Origin of the sequence: Streptomyces sp. NPDC088746, assembly GCF_044751065.1 — a bacterium.
Classification (GTDB): domain Bacteria; phylum Actinomycetota; class Actinomycetes; order Streptomycetales; family Streptomycetaceae; genus Streptomyces.
Genome location: NZ_JBIVLA010000008.1, coordinates 219,416 through 244,160, shown reverse-complemented (window position 1 = coordinate 244,160; position 24,745 = coordinate 219,416). Strand labels below are relative to the sequence as shown.

General features: G+C 71.4%; 19 protein-coding genes and 1 pseudogene. 14 read left to right on the top strand and 6 right to left on the bottom strand.

The genetic code is table 11. The features are described from left to right. Positions 1–132 precede the first annotated feature (132 nt). Entirely contained in the window at positions 133–978 is an 846-nt protein-coding gene (locus ACIP63_RS30710; protein ID WP_401522109.1) for an NAD(P)H-binding protein, read from the top strand. An 80-nt stretch (positions 979–1,058) separates the two neighbouring features. Continuing rightward, positions 1,059–2,786: a class I adenylate-forming enzyme family protein gene (locus tag ACIP63_RS30705; RefSeq protein ID WP_401522107.1), complete on the top strand. Its 1,728-nt coding sequence runs from the start codon at positions 1,059–1,061 to the stop codon at positions 2,784–2,786. Here the strand turns inward: ACIP63_RS30705 and ACIP63_RS30700 are convergent. Beyond that, positions 2,773–4,050, bottom strand: a complete 1,278-nt coding sequence (locus ACIP63_RS30700; RefSeq protein WP_401522104.1) for a M6 family metalloprotease domain-containing protein — start codon at positions 4,048–4,050, stop codon at positions 2,773–2,775. The two genes, ACIP63_RS30705 and ACIP63_RS30700, sit on opposite strands and share 14 nt — an antisense overlap. Before the next feature lie 253 nt (positions 4,051–4,303). Here ACIP63_RS30700 and ACIP63_RS30695 point away from each other — a divergent pair, with 253 nt between their 5' ends. Then, positions 4,304–4,966 carry a TetR/AcrR family transcriptional regulator gene (locus ACIP63_RS30695; protein WP_401522102.1) on the top strand — a complete coding sequence of 221 codons (663 nt, stop codon included), beginning with the start codon at positions 4,304–4,306 and terminating at the stop codon, positions 4,964–4,966. Between the two features lie 196 nt (positions 4,967–5,162). Next, entirely contained in the window at positions 5,163–6,683 is a 1,521-nt protein-coding gene (locus tag ACIP63_RS30690; RefSeq protein WP_401522099.1) for an MFS transporter, read from the top strand. Positions 6,684–6,716: 33 nt separating this feature from the next. Here the strand turns inward: ACIP63_RS30690 and ACIP63_RS30685 are convergent, their stop codons facing one another. Further along, positions 6,717–7,229: a MarR family winged helix-turn-helix transcriptional regulator gene (locus ACIP63_RS30685; protein ID WP_401522092.1), complete on the bottom strand. Its 513-nt coding sequence runs from the start codon at positions 7,227–7,229 to the stop codon at positions 6,717–6,719. A gap of 181 nt (positions 7,230–7,410) precedes the next feature. On the opposite strand from ACIP63_RS30685, the gene ACIP63_RS30680 reads away from it, so the two are divergent. Continuing rightward, complete coding sequence (locus ACIP63_RS30680; RefSeq protein ID WP_401522089.1) at positions 7,411–8,193, top strand: dioxygenase; 783 nt, start codon at positions 7,411–7,413, stop codon at positions 8,191–8,193. Here the strand turns inward: ACIP63_RS30680 and ACIP63_RS30675 are convergent. Beyond that, positions 8,141–8,720 (bottom strand): annotated as a pseudogene (locus ACIP63_RS30675) (GNAT family N-acetyltransferase). The gene ACIP63_RS30680 and the pseudogene ACIP63_RS30675 overlap by 53 nt on opposite strands. A gap of 150 nt (positions 8,721–8,870) precedes the next feature. Between ACIP63_RS30675 and ACIP63_RS30670 the strand changes: the two are divergent. Continuing rightward, complete coding sequence (locus ACIP63_RS30670) at positions 8,871–9,872, top strand: RNA polymerase sigma factor RpoD/SigA (RefSeq protein ID WP_401522087.1); 1,002 nt, start codon at positions 8,871–8,873, stop codon at positions 9,870–9,872. Positions 9,873–10,022: 150 nt separating this feature from the next. Here ACIP63_RS30670 and ACIP63_RS30665 read toward each other — a convergent pair whose 3' ends face one another. Beyond that, positions 10,023–11,018: a helix-turn-helix transcriptional regulator gene (locus ACIP63_RS30665; protein WP_401522085.1), complete on the bottom strand. Its 996-nt coding sequence runs from the start codon at positions 11,016–11,018 to the stop codon at positions 10,023–10,025. 61 nt (positions 11,019–11,079) lie between these two features. On the opposite strand from ACIP63_RS30665, the gene ACIP63_RS30660 reads away from it, so the two are divergent. Next, positions 11,080–12,654, top strand: coding sequence for an MFS transporter (locus tag ACIP63_RS30660; RefSeq protein ID WP_401522082.1), 1,575 nt, complete (start codon positions 11,080–11,082; stop codon positions 12,652–12,654). A gap of 14 nt (positions 12,655–12,668) precedes the next feature. On the opposite strand, the gene ACIP63_RS30655 is transcribed toward ACIP63_RS30660, so the two are convergent. Next, the gene (locus ACIP63_RS30655; protein ID WP_401522080.1) at positions 12,669–13,415 is read right to left on the bottom strand and encodes a DUF6227 family protein; all 747 of its coding nucleotides are present in this window, start codon (positions 13,413–13,415) and stop codon (positions 12,669–12,671) included. Positions 13,416–13,568: 153 nt separating this feature from the next. Further along, on the bottom strand, positions 13,569–14,642 hold the full coding sequence (locus ACIP63_RS30650; RefSeq protein WP_401522078.1) for a P1 family peptidase: 1,074 nt from the start codon (positions 14,640–14,642) through the stop codon (positions 13,569–13,571). Between the two features lie 93 nt (positions 14,643–14,735). On the opposite strand from ACIP63_RS30650, the gene ACIP63_RS30645 reads away from it, so the two are divergent. The 7 genes from ACIP63_RS30645 to ACIP63_RS30615 all read left to right on the top strand — a co-directional run bounded on the left by ACIP63_RS30645 (position 14,736) and on the right by ACIP63_RS30615 (position 24,739). After that, on the top strand, positions 14,736–15,611 hold the full coding sequence (locus tag ACIP63_RS30645; protein ID WP_401522076.1) for a helix-turn-helix domain-containing protein: 876 nt from the start codon (positions 14,736–14,738) through the stop codon (positions 15,609–15,611). Positions 15,612–15,776: 165 nt separating this feature from the next. Next, entirely contained in the window at positions 15,777–16,640 is an 864-nt protein-coding gene (locus ACIP63_RS30640; protein WP_401522074.1) for an ABC transporter ATP-binding protein, read from the top strand. A 141-nt stretch (positions 16,641–16,781) separates the two neighbouring features. Next, positions 16,782–17,846, top strand: a complete 1,065-nt coding sequence (locus ACIP63_RS30635; protein WP_401522071.1) for an iron-siderophore ABC transporter substrate-binding protein — start codon at positions 16,782–16,784, stop codon at positions 17,844–17,846. Further along, a complete protein-coding gene (locus ACIP63_RS30630) occupies positions 17,843–19,945 on the top strand; it encodes an iron ABC transporter permease (RefSeq protein ID WP_401522069.1) in 2,103 nt (700 codons plus the stop codon). Before ACIP63_RS30635 ends, ACIP63_RS30630 begins: the two co-directional genes overlap by 4 nt. A 64-nt stretch (positions 19,946–20,009) precedes the next feature. Continuing rightward, entirely contained in the window at positions 20,010–21,116 is a 1,107-nt protein-coding gene (locus ACIP63_RS30625; RefSeq protein ID WP_401522067.1) for a peptidase C39 family protein, read from the top strand. Positions 21,117–21,260: 144 nt separating this feature from the next. Next, entirely contained in the window at positions 21,261–22,418 is a 1,158-nt protein-coding gene (locus ACIP63_RS30620; RefSeq protein WP_401522064.1) for an MFS transporter, read from the top strand. Next, positions 22,415–24,739, top strand: a complete 2,325-nt coding sequence (locus ACIP63_RS30615) for a molybdopterin oxidoreductase family protein (protein ID WP_401522061.1) — start codon at positions 22,415–22,417, stop codon at positions 24,737–24,739. Before ACIP63_RS30620 ends, ACIP63_RS30615 begins: the two co-directional genes overlap by 4 nt. Positions 24,740–24,745: the final 6 nt, after the last annotated feature.

Sequence of the window (24,745 nt, the reverse complement as noted above, 5' to 3'; positions counted from 1 at the left end):
CCTCCGGATAGTCACTTTCCTCTAGGTACCTACTTTATTCAGGATGCTAGCTTCCCGGAAGAAGCCACAGAACGCCGATGTCACCGGCGCTGTCTGTTGGCGGTTCTCCGTCCCCTGTCGAGGAGCAGTCTCATGATCGTTGTCACCGGATCCACCGGAAACGTGGGCCGCGCGCTGGTCGCCGCCCTCACCGCCCGGGGCGAGGAGGTCACCGCCGTCTCGCGTGGGCCGCTCCCCGCCGAGCTGCCCGAAGGCGCTCGCCACGTGCGGGCGGACCTGGGGGTGGCGGAAAGCCTCCGCGGCGTACTGAAGGGTGCCGACGCGTTGTTCATCCTGTTGGCCGGGGAGATGCTGACCGGCGGCGAGAGCGCCGGGACCCTGCTGGGCATCGCCAGGGAGGAGGGGGTCCGCAAGGTCGTCCTGCTCTCCTCGCAGATCACCACGACCCGCCCGGAGGCGGTTTCGCACGGCCGGCTGCGGGAGTTCGAGCACGCCGTCCGCGACTCGGGCCTGGAGTGGACGATTCTGCGGCCCGGCGGATTCGCCTCCAACGCCTTCGCGTGGGCCGATTCGGTACGCACCGGGCGCACCGTGCTCGCGCCGTTCGGTGATGTCGCGCTGCCGGTCGTCGACCCCGCGGACATCGCCGAGGTCGCCGCGGTCGCCCTGCGGGAGGACGGCCACGCCGGGCAGGCCTACGAGCTGACCGGGCCGGCCGCTGTCACTCCGCGCGAGCAGGCCGCGGTCCTGGCGGAACTCCTGGGCGAGGAAGTGGCGTTCGTCGAGCTGACCCGCGAGGCCGCCTTCGCCCACATGGCGCAGTTCATGCCGGGGGTCGTCGTCGACGGGACCCTGGACATCCTGGGGCTGCCGCTTCCCGCCGAGCGGCGCGTCAGCCCGGACGTCGAGAAGGTCCTCGGCCGCCCCGCCACCCCCTTCGCCGCGTGGGCCGAGCGCAGCCTGCCCGCCTTCCGGTAGGGGCTGGTTGACGGGGAATGGGCGCGGGCATAGCGTCGCCGGGTCGCTGAGCCAGTCCGCAGTGCATCGAGAGGCCGTCCGTGCCGCACGCCGAACCCAGCAGTTCGTCCGAGCCCGCAGCCCCCGCCCGTATCGAGGCGTCGTTGACCGGACCCGGGGCGCCGTTCGCCGTGGTGCGCGCCGAGCACGGGCCCCTCATCTACGCGAACGGCCCGCGCACTCTGCGGGAGTTCGTGGAGACCACCTGGGCCTTCGGTGACCAGCCGTTCCTGATCTCGGGCGAACGCGTCTGCTCGTACGGTGAGTTCTTCGCGGCCGCCTCCTCACTCGCCCGGCGGCTCACCGAGTCGTACGGGCTCCGCCCCGGTGACCGGGCCGTGGTGGCGATGCGGAACCGCCCCGAGTGGCAGATCGCGTTCTGGGCAGCGCAGCTCGCCGGACTCGTCGCCGTACCGCTCAACACCTGGTGGACCGAGGCGGAGTTCGGCTACGCCCTCGACGACTGCGAGCCGGCGGTGCTGCTGGTCGACGGGGAGCAGTTGCCGAAGGTGGCGGACCGGTGCCGGAGGACGGGGGCGCGCCTCGTCGTCTTCCACGGCGAGGGGGAGCTGCCGCCCGGGGCCGAGCGGTACGCGGATCTCCCGGAGCCCGATCCGTACGCCGCGCCGCCCGACGTGGAGATCAGGCCCGAGGACGACTCCACGATCATCTACACCTCCGGCACCACCGGGCGCCCCAAGGGGGCCGTGGCCACTCATCTCGCGCAGGCGGGCGCGGCCCTCAACCCGCGCTACCAGGCGGCAGCCTCGGCGCTGGGCCGTGGAGTGGTCCCGGGACAGGGTCCGGCGCCGGTCACGCTGATGACGTTCCCGTTCTTCCACGTCGCCGCGTTCACCGGCCTGTACGCCGCGATGGCGGCGGGCGGCACCCTCGTCCTGATGGAGAAGTGGGACGCCGAGGAGGCACTGCGGCTCATCCGCCGGCACGAGGTCACCCACTACGCGGGCGTCCCGGCCACCGCGCTCCAGCTGCTCGCGGCGGCGGACCGCGCGGGCGACGGACTGGAGAGCCTGAAGGGGCTGAACACAGGAGGCGCCGCGGCTCCGCCCGACCTGGTCGCCCGGCTCACGGCCCGGCACGGCGAGCGGATCGAGCCGCGCAACGGTTACGGCCTGACCGAGACCAGCGGCGGGGTGCTCGCCGTCTTCGGCGCCGCCTACCGGGCGCACCCGGACTCCGCCGGAACTCCGACGCCGGTCACCGAGGTGCGGATCGCCGGACCCGGGGGCGATCCGCTCCCGGACGGCGAGACCGGCGAGCTGTGGCTGCGCGGTCAGTCCCTGGTCCGTGGCTACTGGCGTGACGAGGCGGCGACGGCCGAGGCGTTCACCGGCGGCTGGTTCCGTACGGGGGACCTCGCCGTCGTGCGGGACGGGCGGGTTTCCGTCGTGGACCGGATCAAGGACATGGTGATCCGGGGCGGCGAGAACGTGTACTGCGTGGAGGTCGAGGCCGCGCTGCACGACCACCCCGACGTCGAGGACGCGGCGGTGCTCGGCGTCCCGCACCCGGTCCTGGGCGAGGAGGTCGCGGCGGTCGTCAGGGTGGGCCCGGACTCCGCCGTCACGGCGGACGCGCTGCGGGAGCACGTGGGCCGGAGCCTCGCGGCGTTCAAGGTCCCCGCCCATGTGCTGGTGACGAGGGAGCCGCTGCCGAGGAACGCCACGGGGAAGATCCTCAAGCGGGAGCTTCGCGGCGTGGTCCAGGAGCGTGCCCGGCAGGGCTTCCAGGGCCTTACGGACGGGTGATCCGTACCCGGTAGTTCCCGTCGGCGTCCTTCTCCAGTACGGATATGCGTATGCCGTCGGCCCGGTCGGTGAACGTCTCGCCGGGTTCGAACGGGGCGTCGGAGAGCTCGGCGTGGACGTTGGGCCGCCGCGTGCAGCCGCCGCTGTCCTCGGTGCTGTCCTCGACGGAGACCGGGCCCTGGCCGGTGTCGACGTCGGAGCTCACCTTGTAGATGAGGACGCCGGGCCGGCAGACCGCTTCGTCGTTGCCCTCCGCGGTCCGTACCTCCACCGCGTAGCCGGACTCCGCGCTCACCGGCACGAAGGCCAGCTTGGGGCCGCCCGTCGTGGCCAGCGGTCCGAGGACGTGCTCGCTGGTGCCGGGCATGGCGGCGCAGCTGACCTGGTCGTTGGCCAGCCAGCCGAGCTTCCACTTGTGCCAGCCCAGGAGGTCGTTGTTGGCCCCCCAGTCCTCGGACATGATGTCCCAGTGCCCCACGGAGCCGCCGCCCTCCATCGTGTAGAGGTCGGGCAGCCCGAAGACGTGGCCGTTCTCGTGGGGCAGCACCCGGTAACCGGTCTCCGCGTACGAGCCCGAGCCGTCGTCCTGGCGGCTGTAGACGAAGGACGTGTTGGCGAGCGGGGTGCCGTCGGCGAACGGGGCGTCGTCGTTGCCGGAGAAGGTCACCGACAGGACGGTGTCCAGCGCCGAGGGCCCGGCGTTCGGGGTGACCAGCACGTTGACCAGGTCGTATGCCGAGAAGTCGACCTTCGGATCGGCGACGGTCACCAGGTCCTTGACCATCTTGCGGTACCCCGGTTCGTACGGTGAGCCGCGCTCGATGCCGTACTCGGAGAACGGCAGCGGCATCCGCAGCCAGTCCTTCACGGGTGTTTCGGGCAGGTAGGTGAGCCGGCCGTAGGAGCTGGTGCGGAACCAGTCTGAGGTCTGCGGGAAGAACTCCGCGAGCCGGTCCTCGGCCGGTTCCGTCGCCTGCGCGTCGGGGAAGTCGATCATCAGGTTGAGCGCTTTGACGCGGCCGGTGGAGCGTGCGTAGCCGGGGGGCGTCGGCAGGCCCTCCGACATCTGTACGCCCATGGCCGTGGGTATTCGGCACGGGGCGAGGCCGGTGCCCCGAGGGGTGGCCGCCGGTCCGGCGGAGGCGCGGCTGGCGATGGGGAGGGTGGAGCTGGCCGATGCCATCGTGGCGATGACCAGGGCCGTCGCTCCGGCGAGCGCGAGGGGCCGGCGGTGCCCGCGTATCCGGTGGCGGGGCTGCTGCATAGGGCGTCGCCTTCGGTCCGCGGCAGCCGGCCGGTCCTGACTGCGCTCTGGCGATCAGCCTCTGCCGGGTCGTGGGGGACCGCTCGCTGGGTGCGCCGATGGAGGGTTTCCGTCACGGCGTTCACGTGACGCAGGTCACATGGGGATGAGAAATAACCGGGGACCCCCTCCCCGTTTGCACCTGTGTCCCCGCGAAACGGGGAAACGGTCCCCGGTTGACGCCGGGGCCGGTCACCCACCGGAAAGGGAAGCCGTGAAGCCCGTCGTCTCCGCCGACACCTGCGCCGCACAGCGCCGTACGTCCCGCCCGCGGGCCGACGCGCTGCGCAACCGGGAGCGGATCGTGGCGGCCGCGCGCGAGATGTTCGTCGAGTTCGGCCCGGATGTGCCGCTCGACGAGGTCGCGCGGAGGGCAGGAGTCGGCAACGCCACGCTCTACCGGAACTTCCCCGACCGGGCGGCCCTGATCCACGAGGTCGTCCTCGCCGTCACCTCCCGCACCACCGACCGGGTGGAGGAGGCCGTCGCGGCCGAGTCCGACCCCTTCGCCGCCCTCAGCCGCTTCGTGCACGCGGCGGCCGACGAACGGATCGGCGCCCTGTGCCCGATGCTGTCCGGCGGCTTCGACACCGACCATCCCGAACTGCTCGCCGAGCGCCGGCGCCTCGAAGAGGCCGTCGAAGGGCTCGTGGAGCGTGCCATGTCCGCGGGGAGGCTGCGCACCGACATCGCCGTCGGTGACGTACTCGTCGCCCTCTCCCAGCTCACCCGGCCGCTGCCCGGCATCGCCTGCCTGGACATCGACCGGTTCACCCACCGTCATCTGCAGCTGTTCCTGGACGGTCTGGAAGCCCCGGCCCGCTCCGAGCTGCCCGGATCGGCGGCGACCTTGGAGGACCTGCGCAGCGGGCGCTGACCCCCGCGCACCGGAGAACCCCGACCCACAGACCTCAGTAAGCGGCCCTCGGCGGCCGCACCAGCCCTGACAGCCGGCCCGGACCTCACGCGTCCGGCCGTCGGCACCGTTCGCCCTTTTCCGGTTCCGTACGCCGGTCCGTTCGCGGCCCGTGCGCCGGACCCGCGACTCCTCGTGTCCTTAGGTGGCTACTCCCATGTCGAAAACAGCCGGCACCCTTCCGGATCCCAGCCGCTGGAAAGCGCTGGCCTTCATCGCCCTCGCCCAGCTGATGGTCGTGCTCGACGCGACCATCGTGAACATCGCCCTGCCCTCCGCCCAGACCGACCTGGGCATCTCCGAGGGCAACAAGCAGTGGGTCATCACCGCCTACGCCCTCGCGTTCGGCGGTCTCCTCCTCTTCGGCGGACGCATCGCCGACCTGTGGGGCCGTAAGCGCACCTTCGTCGTGGGCCTGCTCGGCTTCGCCGCGGCCTCCGCGCTCGGCGGCGCGGCGACGGGTGAGGCGATGATGTTCGGCTCCCGCGCCCTCCAGGGTGTCTTCGGCGCACTGCTCGCCCCCGCGGCCCTCTCCCTGCTCGCCGTGATGTTCACGGACGCCAAGGAGCGCGCCAAGGCCTTCGGTATCTACGGGGCCATCGCCGGCGGCGGTGGCGCGGTCGGCCTGATCCTGGGCGGCTTCCTGACCGAGTACCTGAACTGGCGCTGGACCTTCTTCGTCAACATCCCGTTCGCGATCGTCGCCGCCGCCGGTGCCTACTTCGTCATCCGCGAGCCGGCCGGCAGCCGCAACCGCTCGGCGCTCGACATCCCCGGCGTCGTCCTCTCCACCCTGGGCCTGGTCGCGCTGGTGTACGGCTTCACCCGCGCCGAGTCGGCCGGCTGGTCGGACTCGCTGACCATCGGCATGTTCGTCGCGGCCGCCGTGCTGCTGCTCGCCTTCGTCGTCACCGAGGCGCGTGTGAAGTCGCCGCTGCTGCCGCTGCGCGTCCTGACCGAGCGCAACCGTGGAGGGGTCTACCTCTCGCTCGGCCTCGCCATCATCGCGATGTTCGGGCTCTTCCTCTTCCTGACGTACTACCTCCAGGTGGTCAAGGGATACTCGCCGGTCAAGACCGGCTTCGCGTTCATGCCGATGATCGTCGGCATGATCACCGGTTCCACGCAGATCGGCGCCCGGCTGATGACCCGGGTCCCGCCGAGGCTGCTGATGGGCCCCGGGTTCCTGGTGGCGGCCGTCGGCATGCTGCTGCTGACCCAGCTGGACATCAACACCTCGTACGCGGCGGTCATCCTGCCGGGCCAGCTGTTGCTCGGCCTGGGCATGGGCACGGCGTTCATGCCGGCCATGTCGCTGGCCACGCACGGCATCGAGCCGCGTGACGCGGGGGTGGCCTCCGCGATGGTGAACACCTCGCAGCAGGTCGGCGGGGCCATCGGTACGGCGCTGCTCAACACCATCGCCGCCGGTGCCACCACCGCGTACATCGCCGATCACGCCGCCGGTGCGAGCGACCCGAAGCTGCTCCAGCTGCAGGCCATGGTCGCCGGCTTCGCGAGCGCCATCTGGTGGGCGGTCGGCATCCTGGTCGCCGCCTCGGCGATCGCGGTGACCCTCATCAACACCGGACGTCCGGGCACCGGCGCCGCGAGCGGCTCGGAGGACCTGGCGGACGGGATCGAGGACGAGTTCAAGATCCCGGTCGTCGCGCACTGAGCGCACGGCCCCGCACGTCTGCCCTGGTTCCGCTCAGCGGAGCCAGGGCAGATCCGCGTCCGTGCCCTCCGGCTGAAGCCCGGTCGCGATGACCTGCATGATCTCCCCGAGACTCTGCACCTGCTGGGGGCTGAGCCGCGCGAACATCGCCTGGCGTACGGCTTCGACGTGCCCCGGTGCGGACCGCGCCAGCATGGCGTAGCCCTCGTCGGTGAGGATCGCGTTCTGGCCGCGCTTGTCGGAGGGGCAGTCCTCGCGGCGTACCCAGCCGTTCTTCTCCAGCCGGGCGACGGCGTGCGAGAGGCGGGACCGGGTGATCTTGGCGTCCTTGGCCAGCTCGGTCATGCGCTTCCGCCGCCGGGGGGCCTGGGAGAGGTTGACGAGCAGTCCGTAGTAGACGTGCGGCATGCCGGCGTCGCGCTGCAGCTGGCGGTCGAGATGGTCCTCCATGAGCGTGGTGGCGTGGAGATAGGCGCGCCACACGCCCTGCTCTTCGTCGGTGAGCCACCGGGGCCCGCCGGGGGATGCCGTGGTCATGTACTCCACTGTACGACCTTTTCTTGAAAGTTGAACTAGATAGAGCTAAGGTCTCCGGTAGTTGGAACTTGAAGATTCAAAGACTCGGGTCCGAAGAGCCGGTCGCGAATCCCCGGTGCTCGCGCAGATGCCGGTTCCCGGTACCTGTAGTGAACACACATACCTTGATCGGCAGAGGAATGGGAGCGTCATGACAACCGCCGCGGAACGTATGCCCGCCCTCTACCTCTCCCACGGTGCGCCGCCGCTCGCCGACGACCCGGTCTGGCCCGGCGAGCTCGCCGCCTGGTCGGCGGGGCTGCCGCGGCCCAAGGCGATCCTGATGGTCTCCGCGCACTGGGAGGAGGCCCCGCTCGCTCTCGGCGCCACCGAGACCGTGCCACTGGTCCACGACTTCTGGGGATTCCCCGAGCACTACTACCAGGTGACGTACGCCGCCCCGGGAGCCCCGAAGCTCGCGGACGACGTCCGCAAGCTGCTGCGTGGCGCCGGGACACCGGTCCAGGACATCCCCGACCGGGGCCTCGACCACGGGGCGTACGTGCCGCTGGTCGAGATGTTCCCGGGCGCCGACATCCCCGTGCTCCAGATCTCGATGCCGACGCTCGACCCGCAGAAGCTGATGGCCATCGGGCGCAAGCTCGCGCCGCTGCGTGACGAGGGTGTGCTGATCGTGGGGAGCGGCTTCTTCACGCACAACCTGGCGGCGCTGCGGCACACCGGTGGCGGCGTCCCCGGCTGGTCCGCGGAGTTCGACGACTGGGGGCAGCGTGCGCTCCAGGCGCAGGACGTCGACTCCCTGCTGGACTTCGAGCACGCGTCGCCGGCGGGCCGGCTGGCGCATCCCCGTACGGAGCACTTCGCTCCGCTGTTCGTCACCCTCGGTGCGGCCGAGGGTGAGCTCGACCAGGGGCGCAGCGTCATCGACGGCTTCTGGCTGGGTCTGGCGAAGCGCTCGTTGCAGTTCGGCTGAGCAGCGGCTTCTCGTACCAGGCCACGTCCCAGTACCTTGCCGAACTTCCGGCCCACCTCCGTGTAGGTGCCGACGTGCCGGAAGCCGAAGGCGTGGTGCAGCCGGGCCGAGGCCTCGTTCGGCTGCGCGATCCCGGCGTACGCGCGGCGGATGTCCTCGTCGGCGAGGGCTTCGAACAGCGCCTTGTACAGGAGTGTGCCGATGCCGCAGCCCGTCGCGTCGGGGGAGCAGTACACGCTCACCTCGACCGAGGTGCTGTAGGCCGCCTTGGGGCGGAACGGGCTGCTGGTGGCATAGCCGAGGACATGCGGAGCGTTGTCCCGGGTACTCGGGTCCAGAGCAACCAGGAGCCGGTGAGGGCCGTCTTCCGGATGGGAGCGCAACCAGGGCAGGCGCTCCTCCGGGGTGAAGGCAACCGTGTCGAAAGTGAGCGCGGTCTCACGGACGTAATGGTTGTAGATGTCCGTCAGGGCCTTCAGGTCGGCTTCCACACCGGGCCTGACCTGCACTTCTGTGGGTATCTGCACCTTGTGTCCTCGGGTTGGGGGCGACAGGGTACTGCATGATCTCGAAAGTGAATGGCCCCCGTGGGAATTCTGTCCGGATTCCAGTCGTTGTTTCCATCGGATGCAGGGCACCCGGGAGGGTGTCGCGACCTACTCAGCAAGGGAGCACGCATGGCAACCCGTGCCGTCGCCCGTCGTTCGTCCGCCAGTACCGGCGGGACCGACCGGGCAAGCAGTGTTCGCGCCGTGGGCGGGGAGATCGCCGATCGCGACCTGGTCGGCATGTACCTGGACGAGATCGCTCGCACACCGCTGCTCGACGCCGCCAAGGAGGTCGAGCTCTCACAGACGATCGAGGCGGGCGTCTACGCCCAGCAGATCCTCGACGGAGTGGTGGAGAGCGAGGCCGGCGGAGCGAAGCGTGAGGAGCTGGAGGCGCTGGTCGCCGAGAGCGAGCGCGCCAAGGACATATTCATCCGCTCCAACCTCCGGCTCGTCGTTGCCGTGGCCAGGCGCTACCCCAGGGCGGGTCTGCCCCTGCTCGACCTGATCCAGGAGGGGAATGCCGGCCTGGTGCGCGCGGTCGAGAAGTTCGACTACGCCAAGGGCTTCAAGTTCTCGACGTACGCCACCTGGTGGATCCGGCAGGCCATCACCCGCTCCATCGCCGACCAGTCCCGCACCATCCGGCTCCCCGTCCACCTCGTGGAGGAGCTCGGCAGGATCCGGCGCGTGCAGCGTGAGTTCAACCGTGAGCACGGGCGGGACCCGGACCACACGGAGATCGCCGCCGAGCTCGACTCCAACGCCGAGCGCGTGGGCAACGTCCTGGACTGGGCCCGTGACCCGGTCAGCCTGAACATGTCCGTGGACGACGACGGCGACACGCAGTTCGGGGACCTGCTGGAGGACACCTCCGCCGTGTCGCCCGAGCAGTCCGTGATGACGCTGCTGCGCAGCGAGGAGCTCGAGGACCTGATCTCCAAGCTCGACAACCGCACCGCCTCCATCATCAAGATGCGGTACGGCATCGAGGACGGCCGCGAGCGGACCCTCACCGAGGTGGGCAAGCAGCACGGTCTGACGCGGGAGCGGATCCGCCAGATCGAGAAGCACGCACTGCTCGAATTGAAGCGAATGGCTCACGACACGGGCTTTGACGCTGCGGCGTGAGCCGATAACCCGTAATCTCCCCATCAAGCCGGTTCGCACCGGCCCGACGACCGGTCTCCTTTCCGGTCCCCTGAGCTGAGTCCCGGCGCCCACCCCCCCCCCGGCGCCGGGGCTCATTCATGTCCGCACCGCAGCTTTCACGTCCGTCCCTCAACCTTCACGTCCCCCCTCCGCCGGCCGGGGCGACGCGGCGCGGGTCAGGCGGGCGCCCAGGCCGCTGAGGTGCTCCACCAGGTGCGGGGGCCCGTGCACCTCGAACTCGCAGTCCACGAGTGCCAGCCGCAGCGCCACCCACTCCATCGAGTCGGCGGAGGCCGTGCGCAGCCGGCAGCTCCGCTCACCCGTCGGCTCCACCGGGCCGAGCGTCGAGGGCAGCCGTGCCGCCACGAAGCCCGCCGAGGCCCGGAAGGTCACGTCGAGGCGCAGCTCGGGCTGTGTGCGCGACATCGACGCGGCGAAGAACTCCGCCGCGTCCCCGCTGCCGGTGGGCAGCTCGCGCGGGGTGAACCGGGAGCCGGTGGCGAACGGCTCGCTCACCCGGTCCACCCGGAAGGTGCGCCAGTCCTCGCGGTCCATGTCGTACGCCACGAGATACCAGCGGCTGCCCGTGCTCACCAGCCGGTACGGCTCGACCTGCCGCTTGGAGGCGGTGCCGTCCCCGGAGCGGTAGGCGAAGCGCAGCCGCTCCCGCCCGGTGACCGCCGAGGCGATCGCCGTGAGCGTGCGGGGGTCGATGGTCGAACCGTCGCCGCGGGTGAGCGGCACGGTGGCGTTCTGCAGGGAGGAGACCCGGTGCCGCAGCCGTGACGGGAGCACCTGCTCCAGCTTGGCCAGCGCCCGTACGGATGCCTCGTCGACGCCTTCGATGGCGTGACCGGCCCCGGCACGCAGGCCCACCGCGATGGCCACCGCCTCCTCGTCGTCGAGGAGGAGCGGCGGCATGGCGGTGCCCGCGACCAGGCGGTAGCCGCCGACCGAGCCCCGCGACGCCTCGACCGGATAGCCGAGGTCGCGGAGCCGGTCGATGTCGCGGCGGATGGTGCGCGCGGTGACGTCGAGCCGCTCGGCCAGCTCGCTGCCCGGCCACTCGCGAGGTGTCTGGAGGAGCGACAGCAGTTTCAGCAGTCGTGCCGGGGTGTCGGTCATGGGGACAGCATGCCCGTCCATTAGGTCACTATCTGACCTGTTGGGCCTCTAGCTTCTGCCCATGACCTCATCCGAATCTCTGCCGGTCACGGCAGCCGCCCACCCGGCGTCGACAGGGCCGGCCACGCCGCAGGACGCGGCGGACCGGCGCCGCTGGTTCGCGCTCGCGATCGTGATGACCGCGGCCTTCATGGACCTGGTGGACGTCACGATCGTCAATATCGCGATCCCGAGCATCACGCGGGACACCGGCGCCTCGTTCACATCGATCCAGTGGATCACCGCCGGATACGCGCTGGCCTTCGCGGCCGGCCTGATCACGGGTGGCCGGCTCGGTGACATCTACGGCCGCAAGCGGCTCTTTCTCGTCGGCATAGGGGGCTTCACGATCGCCTCGGCCCTCTGCGGCTTCGCCGTGAACCCGGAGATGCTGGTCGCCTCGCGCATCCTGCAGGGCGGTATGGCCGCGCTAATGGTGCCGCAGGTGCTGTCGATCGTGCACGCCACCTTCCCGGCGCACGAGCGCGGCAAGGTCTTCGGCCTGTTCGGCGCGATCGTCGGGCTGGGCGCGGTGTCCGGGCCGCTGCTGGGCGCCCTGCTCACCGAGTGGAACTTCTTCGGCCTGGAGTGGCGGCCGATCTTCCTGATCAACCTGCCCGTCGGCATCGCCGGACTGGTGCTCGGGCGGAAGTTCATCAGCGAGTCCAAGGCGCCGAAGGCGCTCCGGCTGGACCTGACCGGCGTCGCCCTGGTGACGCTCGGCCTCCTCATGCTGCTCTACCCGCTGACCCGGGGACGCGAGCTGGGCTGGCCGCTGTGGGGCCATCTGTCGATGGCCGCCAGCCTCCTGGTGTTCGCGGCGCTCATCGTGTTCGAGCGCGGGAAGGCGCACCGGGACGGCTCGCCGCTCATCGAACTCTCGCTGTTCCGGGTGAAGAGCTTCGCCGCGGGCACCGCCGTGCAGCTGACCTTCGGGATCGCCCTGGGCATCTTCTTCCTGGTCTGGACGCTCTACCTTCAGATGGGACTCGGCTGGAGCGCCCTGCGCGCCGGTTCGACCGGGATCCCGTTCTCGGTCGCCGTCTCGGCCGCGGCGGGGATCTCCGTGCAGAAGCTGGTGCCCCGTTTCGGCCGTAAGGTGCTGCAGGCCGGCGCCCTGCTGATGATCGCCGGGCTGCTGCTCTACATCTGGGAGGCCGGACGCTACGGACTGGCCATCAGCCCCTGGCAGATGGCGCTCCCGCTGGTGGTCATGGGCGTGGGCATGGGGCTGATCGTGGCCCCGCTGACGGACACGGTGCTCTCCGGAGTGCCGAAGGAGCACTCCGGCTCGGCATCCGGGCTGATCAACACCGTGCAGCAGATGGGCACGGCGCTCGGGCTCGGCCTCGTCTCGGTCGTCTTCTTCGGCTCGATCAGCGACCGGCTGCCGCCGGAAGCGATGGGTGCGGCGTTCGTGGACGCGTTCCAGCAGTCGCTGTGGTGGGTGGCCGGGGTACTCGCGGTGATCTTCCTCGTGATGTTCGCCCTGCCTGCCAGGCCCCAGCTGCATCTGGAGGGCGGCGTGGACGAGGACACGGGCCCCGGAGAGCCTCAGGACGGCGAGGCCCGGAAGGAGCCCGTGCTGACGAGCTGAACCGGACGGCCGGGTCAGCAGATCCGGGTGCGGTTCTCCATGGCCATGCGGGCGCTCTGCTCGTCGTCGTACACCTCGCACATGTGCCGGCCGTCGGGTGTGGCCGTGTGCTCGACCTCCCACAGGCTCGTCTCGCTGCCGTCCAGGAGCAGGAAGGCGTGCTCGTAGAGCGTGAAACCGGCGTCCCGTCCGTCGACGTGGTACTGGCGGCCGAAGACCTGGGTGATGTGGTGGGCGAAGGCGGCCCGGAGGAGTCCGGCCGTCGAGGCGCCCGGCCGGTCGCCGTTCTCCGCGCGGCGCAGGACGCGGCGGGCGTGGTCCGCCGAATTGTCCGGGGCGTACATGCGGGGCAGGGGGGCCGGGGGGACGCTCATGAGCAGGGTGAGCGCCTCCAGGTCCTCCCGCAGGCTGTCGTCACCGAGGGCGGGGGTGTCCCAGAAGCTGCCGGCGAGGCGCGCGGCGGCGAGCTGGGCGTCGCCCTCGTCGTCGTACAGCTCGTGGCTGCGAGGGGCCGGGACGTCCCTGCCGCCGCCGTGGACCAGCTCCCACAGGGTGAGTGTGGTGCCGTCGGAGAGCAGATACGTGTGCCGGTAGGTCTCGCGGTGGAGTGCGGAACTGTGGTGGGACGAGTGCAGGGAGCTGCTGTGCGCCAGTGCCGTCCCTAGCCGGTCGACCGTCGTGTCGGACAGGTCGAAGGAGTTGAGGGCGCGTCGCAGGAGTCGCTCGAGGTGCTGCTCGGTTGTCTCGTACGGATCGCTCAAGGTGCTGTCTCCAGGCCGTCGCCGCGTGTTACCCGATGCGTGCATAACGTAGTCCCTGGGTCTGACATCGTGACCGGGGTTCGCAAAAAACGTACCGGGCACGCGGAAAGTTCCCGGCTGTCACGGGATGCGCGCAAGAGGTTCCGGGCCGCTTCAGGATGCGCCGTAGAGCTCGCTGTACGAGGGGAACGTGCCGCCGGGGCCGTCGGCACCCCGTGCAGCCCTGACGGCCTTCACGATGGCGCGGGCCAGGGTGTCCGCCCCCGCCGCCAGGATGTCGTTGAGCGCGGCGACGGGCTCCTGTGGCAACGGCAGGCGGCCGGTGGAGAGGGCGAAGACCGTGTCCCCGTCGGTGAGCAGGTGGACCGGCCGGACGGCGCGCGCCAGCCCGTCGTGCGCCGTGCCCGCGAGCTTCTGCGCCTGGGCCCGGGTGAGGCCGGCGTCGGTCGCGACCACGGCGATCGTGGTGTTGAAGGCGCCGCCGGCCTCCTCCGCCCGGTCCGCCCGCGCGCCCCGGATCTCCGCCAGCCGCCGGTGCGCGGCTTCGTGCACGGCGGGCGCGGGGGGTACGGGCGGCTCTCCCGCGCCGTACTCGCCGTACAGCACCCCGGTCCGCGGATCCAGGACGGAGCCCGCCGCGTTGACGACGGCCAGAGCGGCGACCGTGGCCCCGGAGGGCAGGCGCACGCTCGCGGTGCCGACACCCCCCTTGACCTGCCCGGCCACCGCTCCCGTACCCGCGCCCACCGAGCCCTCGGGCACCCGCGCGCCCGGCTCGGACGCGGCGGCGGCCTCCACGGCGGCGCGGCCGGTCGACGCGTCGGGGCGGGCCCGCCACTCGCCGCCCCGCCCCAGATCGAAGAGGCAGGCCGCCGGCACCACCGGGACCACCTGGGAGGGGTCCGGGCCGACCCGGACGCCGCGCCCCTGCTCCTCGAGCCAGGCCATCACGCCGGACGCGGCGTCGAGGCCGTACGCGCTGCCGCCGGTCAGGACGACCGCGTCGATCCGCTGCACCAGGTTGCGCGGATCGAGCGCGTCCGTCTCCCTGGTGCCGGGGCCTCCGCCGCGTACGTCGACGGCCGCCACCGCTCCCCCCTGGGGGGCCAGGACGACGGTGGTCCCGCTCAGCGCGCCCTCGCCCGGCACCCCGGCGTGGCCGACGCGGATCCCGGCCACGTCCGTCAGCGCGTCCAGCGGGCCCTGGCCGGGCAGTTCCTCGGTCATGGAGAGCTCCTCGTGAGTGCGGGGGTCGCCGTGCAGGGGCGAACGTACAGGCGGCGGACGGGGAGCGGGGGGTGGCCGGATAGAGTCGTCGCCATGGTCCGACCGTCCCATGGCGACGCGCGCCCCGGGATGTGGCGGCGCGAGGCGGGCACCGTCGTGCGCCGGGTCGCGCCGCTCCACGAGCAGGCGACGGCCCCGTTCGCCATCATCGCGGGGCTGCAGATACCTCCCGTTCCCACGGAGTGGGCGCCCCACTCGCACTCCCTCCACGAGCTCGTCTGGGTACGCGGGGGGACGCTGACGTCCCGGGTGGCGGATCGCGTCTTCACCGTGTCCGACGGGCAGGGGCTGTGGATGCCCGCCGGATTGGTGCACGGCGGCAGGGCGACGGCGGGCGCCAGGTTCCACGAGGCCTTCTTCGCCCCCGACCGCGCGCCGTTCGCGTTCGAGGAGCCGAAGGCGATCGCGATGACGCCGCTGCTGGAGTCGCTGCTGGACCATCTGTCCCGCGCGGATCTCGACGCGGCGGCCAGAGCGCGTGCGGAGTCGGTCGTGTTCGACGTGCTCCGGCCGTCGGAACGCCAGTTGGTGCTGCAGTTGCCCGGTGACCCCCGGATCGACGCCATCGCCGAAGCGCTGCTGGACGATCCCGCCGACTGCCGCTCGCTGGAGGAGTGGGCGCGCCGGCTGGGGGTCAGCGACCGTACGGTCACCCGCGCGTTCCGCCAGGCGACGGGCCTGTCCTTCGCGCAGTGGCGGCAGGTGCTGCGGGTGCACCGGGCGCTGACGCTCCTCTCCGAGGGACTCGACGTGGCGTCCGTCTCCGAGTCGCTCGGCTATGCGCAGCCCAGCACCTTCATCGCCTCCTTCCGGAGGGTCATGGGCACCACGCCGGGCGCTTACTTCGACGCGGCCGACAACTCATCCGGGGATGTCCGGAATCCCGTATTGCCTGTCCAAAACTCCTGATTGCCGACGTGGCAACCGGAACATACCCTTCTCGTAGTTAGGCGACCCTAAGTTCTACCTCGCCGCGCACGGTGCTTCCGTGCGCGGGGAGTCCGATGCCCGGCCGGTGACATCCGGACGGAGGGTGCCGCTGTCCCTGCCCCTCCGAACGTCCGGACCCACCCCATGTTCACGAGCCCCTCCCGGCGCGCCGGTCGCGCGGCGGCCGACGCCGCCATGCCGGCGGCCACCCTCAACGGGCACGACCTGGTACTGCGGTACAGCGGCACACAGGTCGTCCACGGCGTCTCGCTGGCCCTGGAACCCGGCCGCGCGACCGCTCTGGTGGGGCCGAACGGCAGCGGGAAGTCCACGCTGCTGCGCGCGCTGTCGCGTCTGCACCGGGTGGACGGCGGCCGGGTGACGCTCGGCGCCCCCGGCGGACCGTCCGAGCGTGACGCGGCCCTGCTCAGCGCCCGTCAGTTCGCCCGCGAGGTCACGCTGTTCTCCCAGTCGCGGCCCTCGCCCCAAGGGCTGACGGTCGCGGAGGTCGTGGCGTTCGGCCGCCACCCCTACCGGCGGGGCTTCGCCGGACCGACCGCCGAGGACCGGAGTGCCGTCGATCACGCCATGGGCGTGACCGGTGTACGGGACATGGCCGGGCGGCCGGTCGGGGAGCTCTCCGGCGGGGAGATGCAGCGGGTCTGGCTCGCGGCCTGCCTGGCCCAGGACACCGGCGTCGTGCTGCTGGACGAACCGACCAACCACCTGGACCTGCGCTACCAGGTCGAGACGCTCGACCTGGTGCGCGATCTCGTCGAGGAGCACGGCATCGCCGTCGGGATCGTGCTGCACGACCTCGACCAGGCGTCCCGCGTCGCGGACACGCTGGTCCTGATGCGCTCCGGCCGTGTGCACGCGGCGGGCGCACCCGCCGACGTCCTCACGGCGCAGAACATCGGCGAGGTCTACGACATCCGTGTGGAGGTCGGCGTCGACCCCCGCACGGGCCGCCTCCGTATCGACCCGATCGGACGCCACCCCGGCTGAAGCGCCGGACGCCATCCCGAGTGAAGCCCGTACGCCACCCCGGCTGAAGCCCCTACGCCACCCCGGCCGGAGCGGTCGTACGCCCCCCGCCTGAAGCGGCGCATCCGCCGCCGCGACTCATCGCAAGAAAGAGGACCGTTCATGAACCGTGCCCGTCGCCTGGCGGCGTCAGCCTCCGCAGGGCTCATAGTCCTCGCCGCAACGGCCTGCGGCACGACCACCGTCGACAAGGCCGGCGCCGGCAGCAGCGCCGACGCGGCGCCCGCCTCGGAGAGCTGCGCCCAGGACACCACGACCACCTCGACGAAGCCTGTCTCCTTCAAGGACGGTGTGGGCCGTCTGGTGAAGCTCGACAAGCCCGCCGAACGGATCGCGGTCCTGGAGTGGCAGCAGGTCGAGGACGCGCTGACCCTGTGCGTCACCCCCACCGCCGTCGCCGACGCCAAGGGTTACAGCACCTGGGTCAGCGCGGAGAAGCTGCCCGGCGGGGTGACCGACATCGGTACCCGTGAGGAGCCCGACCTCGACACCCTCTACGCGGCGAAGCCCGACCTCATCGTGGTGGAGGCGTTCGACGCCGACGACGAGACCATCGCGAAGCTGGAGAAGCGGGGCGTCCCCGTGATGGCCACGCGGGGGGCGGACCCGAAGGACCCGATCGGGAACATGCGGGACGTGTTCAGCATGATCGGCAAGGCCACGGGGCGCACCGAACGGGCCGACCAGGTGCTCGAGGAGTTCGACGCGCACCTCGCGACGGCCAAGAAGCAGGTCACCGACGCCGATCTGCCGACCAAGGACTTCCTGTTCTTCGACGGATGGCTGGAGGGCGGCAACCTCACCGTCCGCCCCTACAGCGACGGCGCCCTGTTCACCGAGATCGGCAAAGAGCTCGGCATGAACCCCGCGTGGACCAACGACGTCAACAAGGCGCACGGCGACGGGGGAGTCGACCCCTCGTACGGCCTCGCGCAGACCGACGTCGAGGGACTGACCTCGGTGGGGAACGCCAACCTCTTCTACGCCAACGACGAAGGAGCCGGCGGGTACGTCGCCGCCCTGGAGAAGAACCCGCTCTGGAAGACCATGCCGGCCGTGAAGGAAGGCCGCGCCCACGCGTTCCCGGCGCGGGTGTGGGGCGCCGGCGGTCCGCGCTCCTGCGCGCAGGCGATCGACGCCTACGTCGACGTACTCGACAAGAAGTGAGCACGACGCTGACACCGGCACCCCGGAGGGAAGCGTTGCCGCGCGCCGAGCGCGGCAGCGGCCCCACCGGGGTGGCCGTCCTCGTGCTCCTTCTCGTCGTGACCGTCCTGGTGGGCATGTGGCATCTGACGCAGGGGACCTCGGGTGTCGGCGTCGGTGACCTGGTGCGGTACCTCGGCGGGGAACGGGAGAACACCGGCGGGGCTCCGGTCGGGGAGATCCTCACCGGCTCGCGCCTGCCGCGCCTGTTCGCGGGCGTGGCGGTGGGCATCGCACTCGGCGCGGCCGGGGCGCTGCTCCAGTCCGTCACGCACAACGCGCTCGCCTCCCCCGACACCCTCGCGGTCACGGCCGGGGCCTACTTCACGCTCTCGCTCGTCGCGGCGTTCGGTCTCGCCGTCCCGCTCTGGGCGTCGGGCGCCGTGGCGTTCGCCGGCGGCCTGGCCGCGGCGGCACTCGTGCTGCTCCTCGCGGGCCGGGCCGCGGGCACCACCGGCACCCGTCTCATCCTCGCCGGATCGGCGACGGCGATGGCCCTGGACGCGGCGACCGCGATGGTCCTCATCCTGTTCAAGCAGAACACGACCGGTCTCTTCGCCTGGGGGAGCGGTTCGCTCGCCCAGATCAACATCGACGCCTCGGTACGCGCCTTCCCCCTCGTGGCCGTGGCGCTCTGCGTCGCCCTGGCGCTGTCCCGCAGGCTCGATGTGATGAACCTCGGCGACGACGCCGCGTCCACCCTCGGCGTGCCGATCCGGAGCACCCGGGTGATCGCCGTGATCTGCGCGGTGGTCATGACCAGCACGGCGGTGACGCTCGCGGGCCCGATCGCCTTCGTCGGTCTCGGCGCCCCCGTGTTCGCCCGGCTGATCGCGGGGCGGGTCCGGGCGCTGCGGCGGCACATCTTCCTGGTGCCCGCGGCCGGACTGCTCGGCGCGCTGCTCATCCTGCTCGCGGACGCGTCGCTGCGCGCGCTGCAGGGCGCTGACGGGGCCGCCTCCATCCCCACCGGCGTGCCGACCGCGCTGCTCGGCTCCGTCGTCATCGTCGTCCTCGCGCTCCGCCTCCGCGACACGGGCCGGCTCCGTCAGCCACCGCACGTACGGGTCGCGGCCCGGTCGCGCCGCGCCTTCCTTCTCGTCGTGCTCGGCGCGGTGGCACTCCTGGCCGCGGCGGCTCTCGTCGCGGTCCTCGCGGGAAGCCTCTGGCTCCGTACTGGGGACCTCGCGCTCTGGGCCCAGGGCGCCGCCCCCGACCTCATCGGGCAGGCGCTCGACGACCGGGTCCCGCGCGTGCTCGCCGCGATCCTCGCCGGCGCGGCTCTCGGACTGGCCGGATGCGTCGTACAGGGCGCGGTACGCAATCCGCTGGCGGAGCCGGGCGTGCTCGGCATCACGGCGGGCGCCGGGCTGGGCGCGGTGGCCGTCGTCACCTCGGGCCTGTCCGGCGGGCGGCCGCTGCTCATCGCGGCGGCGGTCGTGACGGGACTCGCCACGTTCGGGCTGATCGCCCTGCTGTCCTGGCGCGGGGGCTTCCTGCCCGACCGGTTCGTGCTGATCGGCATCGGCTGCGGGTACGGCATCAGCTCCGTCACCACCTTCCTCCTGCTGCGCGCCGACCCGTGGAACACCCCGCGGATCTTCACCTGGCTCTCCGGCACGACCTACGGGCGTACGTTCCCCGACGTCGTACCGGTCGCGGTGGCCCTGGCGCTCGCGCTTCCCGTGCTGCTCGCCATGCGCCGCCATCTCGACCTGCTCGCCGTCGACGAGGACACCCCGCGCGTCGTCGGCGTCAGGCCGGAACGCACGCGTTTCGCCGCACTCGCCATCGCCGCGGTGCTCGCGGCGCTCAGTGTGATCGCTGTCGGTGTCGTGGGCTTCGTGGGGCTCGTCGCCCCGCACCTCGCCCGGTCCCTGGTGGGCGCCCGGCACGGGCGGTCGATCCCGGTCGCGATGCTGCTCGGAGCACTGCTGGTCTGTGTGGCCGACACTCTCGGCCGCACGGTCGTCGTACCGGCCCAGGTGCCGGCGGGTCTCATGATCGCCCTGGTCGGCGCCCCGTACTTCGTCTGGGTGCTCCGGCGGTCCCGTGCCTGAACGGGCTGGATCCCGCTCCCGAATACCCGTCCTTCACCTCCCCGACCCGCCAAGGAGTGCCGGAATGCCGTCCCCGCAGGGAACGCCCGTGAGAAGTGTCGTGGTCCCGTTCGAGCCCGACACGTCCCTGAGCCCACTGGGGCGTCTCGGGCACGAGGTCCCGGAGCGCTGGCACACGGTCGACCGCTCCGCCCACGCCCCCCACGTTGTGGCGGTTCCGGGTGACGAGGGTGCGGGCCCGGTCGCCGCCGCGCTCGTGACGGCCCGCCCGCACACGGCATACCTCAAGATCGTCGACGCGGTCGGCGACGTGCCGGCGGCCGTCGAGGCCGTCGTCGCGCACGCACGGGACCGCGGGCTCGTACAGGTCAAGTGGGAAGGATGGACGGCGAGCCCGGAGGCCGCGGCTGCCGCCGGATTCGCCCCCCTGCGGCCTCCGCTGTTGCCGGTGGAGGACGGGGCAGGGCCCGGCACCGGTTACGTGCGCTGGCTGTGCGACGGGCCGGGAACCGAGCCCCCGTACTACGGGCAGACCACGCACTTCACGTGCGGAGCCGTCACCGCCCTGGTCGCGCAGGCGCACGGGGGGACACTGCCCCGGGAGGCACTCGACCGCGAGGCGGAGCTGACCCTGTGGCGCGACGCCACCAACTTCCCCGCGTGCGAGCCGATCGGGCTGGGCGTCGCCGTGCGCCGGGCGTGGCCGTCGTCCCCCGTCACGGTCCACCTCGATACGGACCGGCCCGTCCTGCTCGACCACTACACGGAGGAGGAACAGGAGTGGCGGGCCCTGCTCCAGCGCACGTCGCGCGCGGAGGCCGGGCGGACCGGTGTCCCGGTCGACCCGGGCCATCTCTCCCTCGCCGCGATCCGGAGCGCGATCGGCAGACGCGAGCACGTGCTGCTCCTGGTCTCGCTGGCCGGGATGCAGGGGTTCGATGTGCCGCACTGGGTGCTCTGCCACGGAATCGTGCCCGGCGCCGTGGTGATCGAGGACCCGTGGGCCCAGGCGGCCGCCGGGGACACCTGGGTCGACGCCCACCTGCTGCCGGTCCCCGACTCGTCGCTCGACACCATGTCGACCCTCTCGGCGGACCGTTTCCGCGGTGCCGTGGCCATCGGCCGCCCGCAGCGGCGCGACGCCTCCTCGGACGGACCGGCCGACGAGTAACTTCCTCGGCTGCCGCGTTGCGTCCGGGGAGGGGCACGCGCGGGGACCGGGGAAGAGCCGGGGCTCGGTCCACCTGGGCGACGCGCTCACACCGTCGGGGCATATAACGGGACCAAACGCCCATCGCGGCCCTACGGTGGCCGGGTGACCGAGCCACCAGAACCCGCCGCAGCCGCGCAGCCCGAGACCGGTGTCCGCACCGCCACGTCCGGTGGGACGGACGGCCGGCCACCCGGCAAGGGGCCCTCCGTCGCCGCGAGGGCGGCCCGGAACCTTCCGCGATCCGTCTCCGGCCGCGCGGCGCTGGCCGGAGCCGTGGTCTCCTGCCTGCTGATTCTCGCGATCGTGTTCGGCAGCCGCCTGCTGCACGACTTCGACTCGGCGCTGCTCCCGTACGCCGTCGCCAGCGTCTTCCTCGCCTTCGGCGTCGCCTACCGCTACACGGTCTGGGTCTCGGCACCCGGCGCCCGACGGCTCTTCAAGAACGGCTGGCGCAGCCTGTTCTCGGCCGAGAACTTCCGCAGGACACCCACCGCCCTGCCGAAGATGATCGCGACCTACCTGGGCTTCCAGAAATTCCTCGGCGCCCGCTCCCACGCCCGGTGGGTGGCCCACCAGCTGATCTTCTGGGGCTGCATCCTCGCCGCGCTGATCACCTTCCCGCTGACCTGGGGCTGGTTCACCTTCACCTCCGCCACCGGGTCGGGGCCCGGCTACGAGATGCGCGTCTGGGGCCTCAAGGTCCTCGGCTTCGACTCGCTGAACATCATCGGCTGGCTGATGTTCCACGGCCTGGACATCGCGGCGGTGCTCGTCATCCCCGGCGCGGGGTACTTCCTCTGGCGCCGCATGAAGGACCGGGGGGCCATCACCGGTCAGCGGTTCGCCTACGACATGGTGCCGCTGCTCGCCCTGATCATCATCTCCGTGACGGGTCTGCTGCTCACCTTCTCCTCGATCTTCCTGCACGGCGGAGGCTACGAGTTCCTGGCGATCCTCCACATGGTGTCGGTGGTCTTCACCCTCATCTACATCCCGTTCGGGAAGTTCTTCCACATCGTGCAGCGCCCGGCAGCGGTCGGCATGCAGCTCTTCAAGTACACCGGGCGCCAGGACGACGAGGTCTTCGCCTGCCGCCGCTGCGGAGAGGCCATCGACACCGGCCCGTACGTCGAGAACCTGCGCGGCACCATGCGTGACCTCGAACTCGGCTTCGACTCATGGGCCGAGTACTGCCCGCGCTGCAAGCGGGTCCTGCGCGGCAACGCCTACCTCACCCAGGTCAAGAAGGGCTTCAAGTGACCGCGGACCCACGCGCAGCCGACAGTCGTACGCCCGTCCCCCTCGACCCCTCCCTCGCCCCGCCCGGCACCCGTGGCTTCCGCGACGCGGGCGGCATCCCGGCCGACCGGTGGCACGCCGACCAGAACGGCGAGACGCTCGTCCCCACCCACTGCTGCTTCTGCGGTGTCCAGTGCGGGATGTACCTCCGTGTGGACCGCGGCGGCAAGGTCTTCGGCGTGGAGCCCCGCAACCACGACATCAACCGCATGCGGCTCTGCCCCAAGGGCATCAACGCCTACCAGCAGGTCAACCACCCGGACCGGCTCACCGCACCCCTCATGCGCCGCTCCCGCGACGAGGAACTGCGGGAGGTCTCCTGGGACGAGGCGCTCGACTTCACCGTCTCCGAGATCAAGCGCATTCAGCAGGAACACGGGCGGGACGCCTTCGGCGTACTCGGCGGAGCCAGCCTCTTCTCCGAGAAGACGTATCTGGTCGGCAAATTCGCCCGGGTGGCGCTGAAGACCAAGCACGTCGACTACAACGGCCGGCTCTGCATGGTGAGCGCCGCCGGTGCCAACAAGCTGGCCTTCAACATCGACCGCGCCGGCAACCCCTTCTCCGACATCCTGCTCACCGACTGCCTCCTGCTCGCCGGGGCCAACGTCGGTGAGTGCTTCCCCGTGCTGACCCAGTACGTCTGGGGGGCCCGGGACCGCGGCGCCACTCTGATCGTGGTCGACCCGCGTGAGACGGCGGTCGCGCGCACCGCCGACATCCATGTCGCGCTCAAGTCGGGCACGGACTCGGCCTTCTTCAACGCCGTGCTGAACGTGGTCATCGAGGAGGGGCTCACCGACGAGGCCTATCTCGCGGCCCATGCCACCGGCTGGGAGGAGGTCAAGGCCAACGTCGCCCAGTACCCCCCGTCCCGCGCCGCCGAGATCTGCGGGATCCCCGCCGAGCAGGTCGTCCAGGTCGCCCGTGCCTTCGCCCGCGCGCCCAAGGCCATGGCCTTCCACGCCCGGGGCATCGAACACCACACGCAGGGCGTCGAGAACTGCCTCAGCGTGATCAACCTCTGCACCGCCACCGGCCACATCGGCAAGCCCGGCGCCGGGTACGGCACCCTCACCGGGCAGGGGAACGGCCAGGGCGGCCGGGAGCACGGTCAGAAGGCCGACCTCCTTCCCGGCGGCCGCTCGATCCTCAACGAGGAGCACCGCCGCCAGATCTGCGAGGTCTGGGGCATCGAGGAGTCCGAACTCCCGGCCGCCGGAACCTCGATGATGGAAATGGTCTGGCAGATGCAGCGCCAGGAGATCCGCGGTCTCGTCGGCATCTGCAACAACCCCTTCGTGTCGCTCCCCAACTACGCCGTGGTCAAGGACGGGTACGACACCACCGAATTCCACGCCCAGTTCGACTTCTTCCTCTCCGAGACCGCAGCCAACGCGCACGTCGTCTTCCCCGTCACCATCTGGGCCGAGGACGAAGGGGTGATGGCCAACGCGGAGGCACGCGTCGTCAAGCACAACAAGGCGCAGGAACCGCCCTCCGGGGTGCGGACCGACACCTGGGTGATGTGCGAGATCGCCCGCCGCCTCGGAGAGGGCGACAAATTCGCCTTCGGCAGCTCCCGCGAGGTCTTCGACGAACTGCGCAGGGCCTCCGCGGGCACGATCATCGACTACTCCGGAATCACCTACGAACGGCTCGAGGAGACCGGCGGAATCTCCTGGCCCTGCCCGTCCACCGACCACCCCGGCACCCCCAGGCTGTTCGAGGACGGCACGACCTACCACGCCGACGGCAAGATCCACATGCAGGTCGTCGAGTGGCACCCGCCGGCCGACCCGTACGACGCCGAGCACCCGATGACGCTGACCACCGGGCGCACCGTGGCCCACTTCCTCTCCGGCAACCAGACCCGCAGGCTGGGGGCCCTCGTGGAGCAGACCCCGCGGCCCTGGGCCGAGGTCCACCCCTCCCACGGCTTCCACAACGGTGAACCCGTCCGCGTCGTCACCCGGCGCGGCAGCGAGGTCTTCCCGGCGCTGGTCACCGAGGCGATCCGTCCCGACACGGTGTTCATCCCCTACCACTGGCCCGTCCCCACGGCTGCCAACGCCCTGACCATCGACGCACTCGACCCCCGCTCCAAGATCCCCGAGTACAAGGTCTGCGCCTGCCGCATCGAGCACGCCGAGGCGATCGACGAGGTCCCCGCACCCCCCGTCGCCCCCGGCCATGTCGCCTATCCCGAGACCCAGGTCTCCCGCACCGACCCGCTGCCGCCCACGGCCCCGCAGGGCCGCGGCACCTCGGAAAGGAGCTGATGCCCG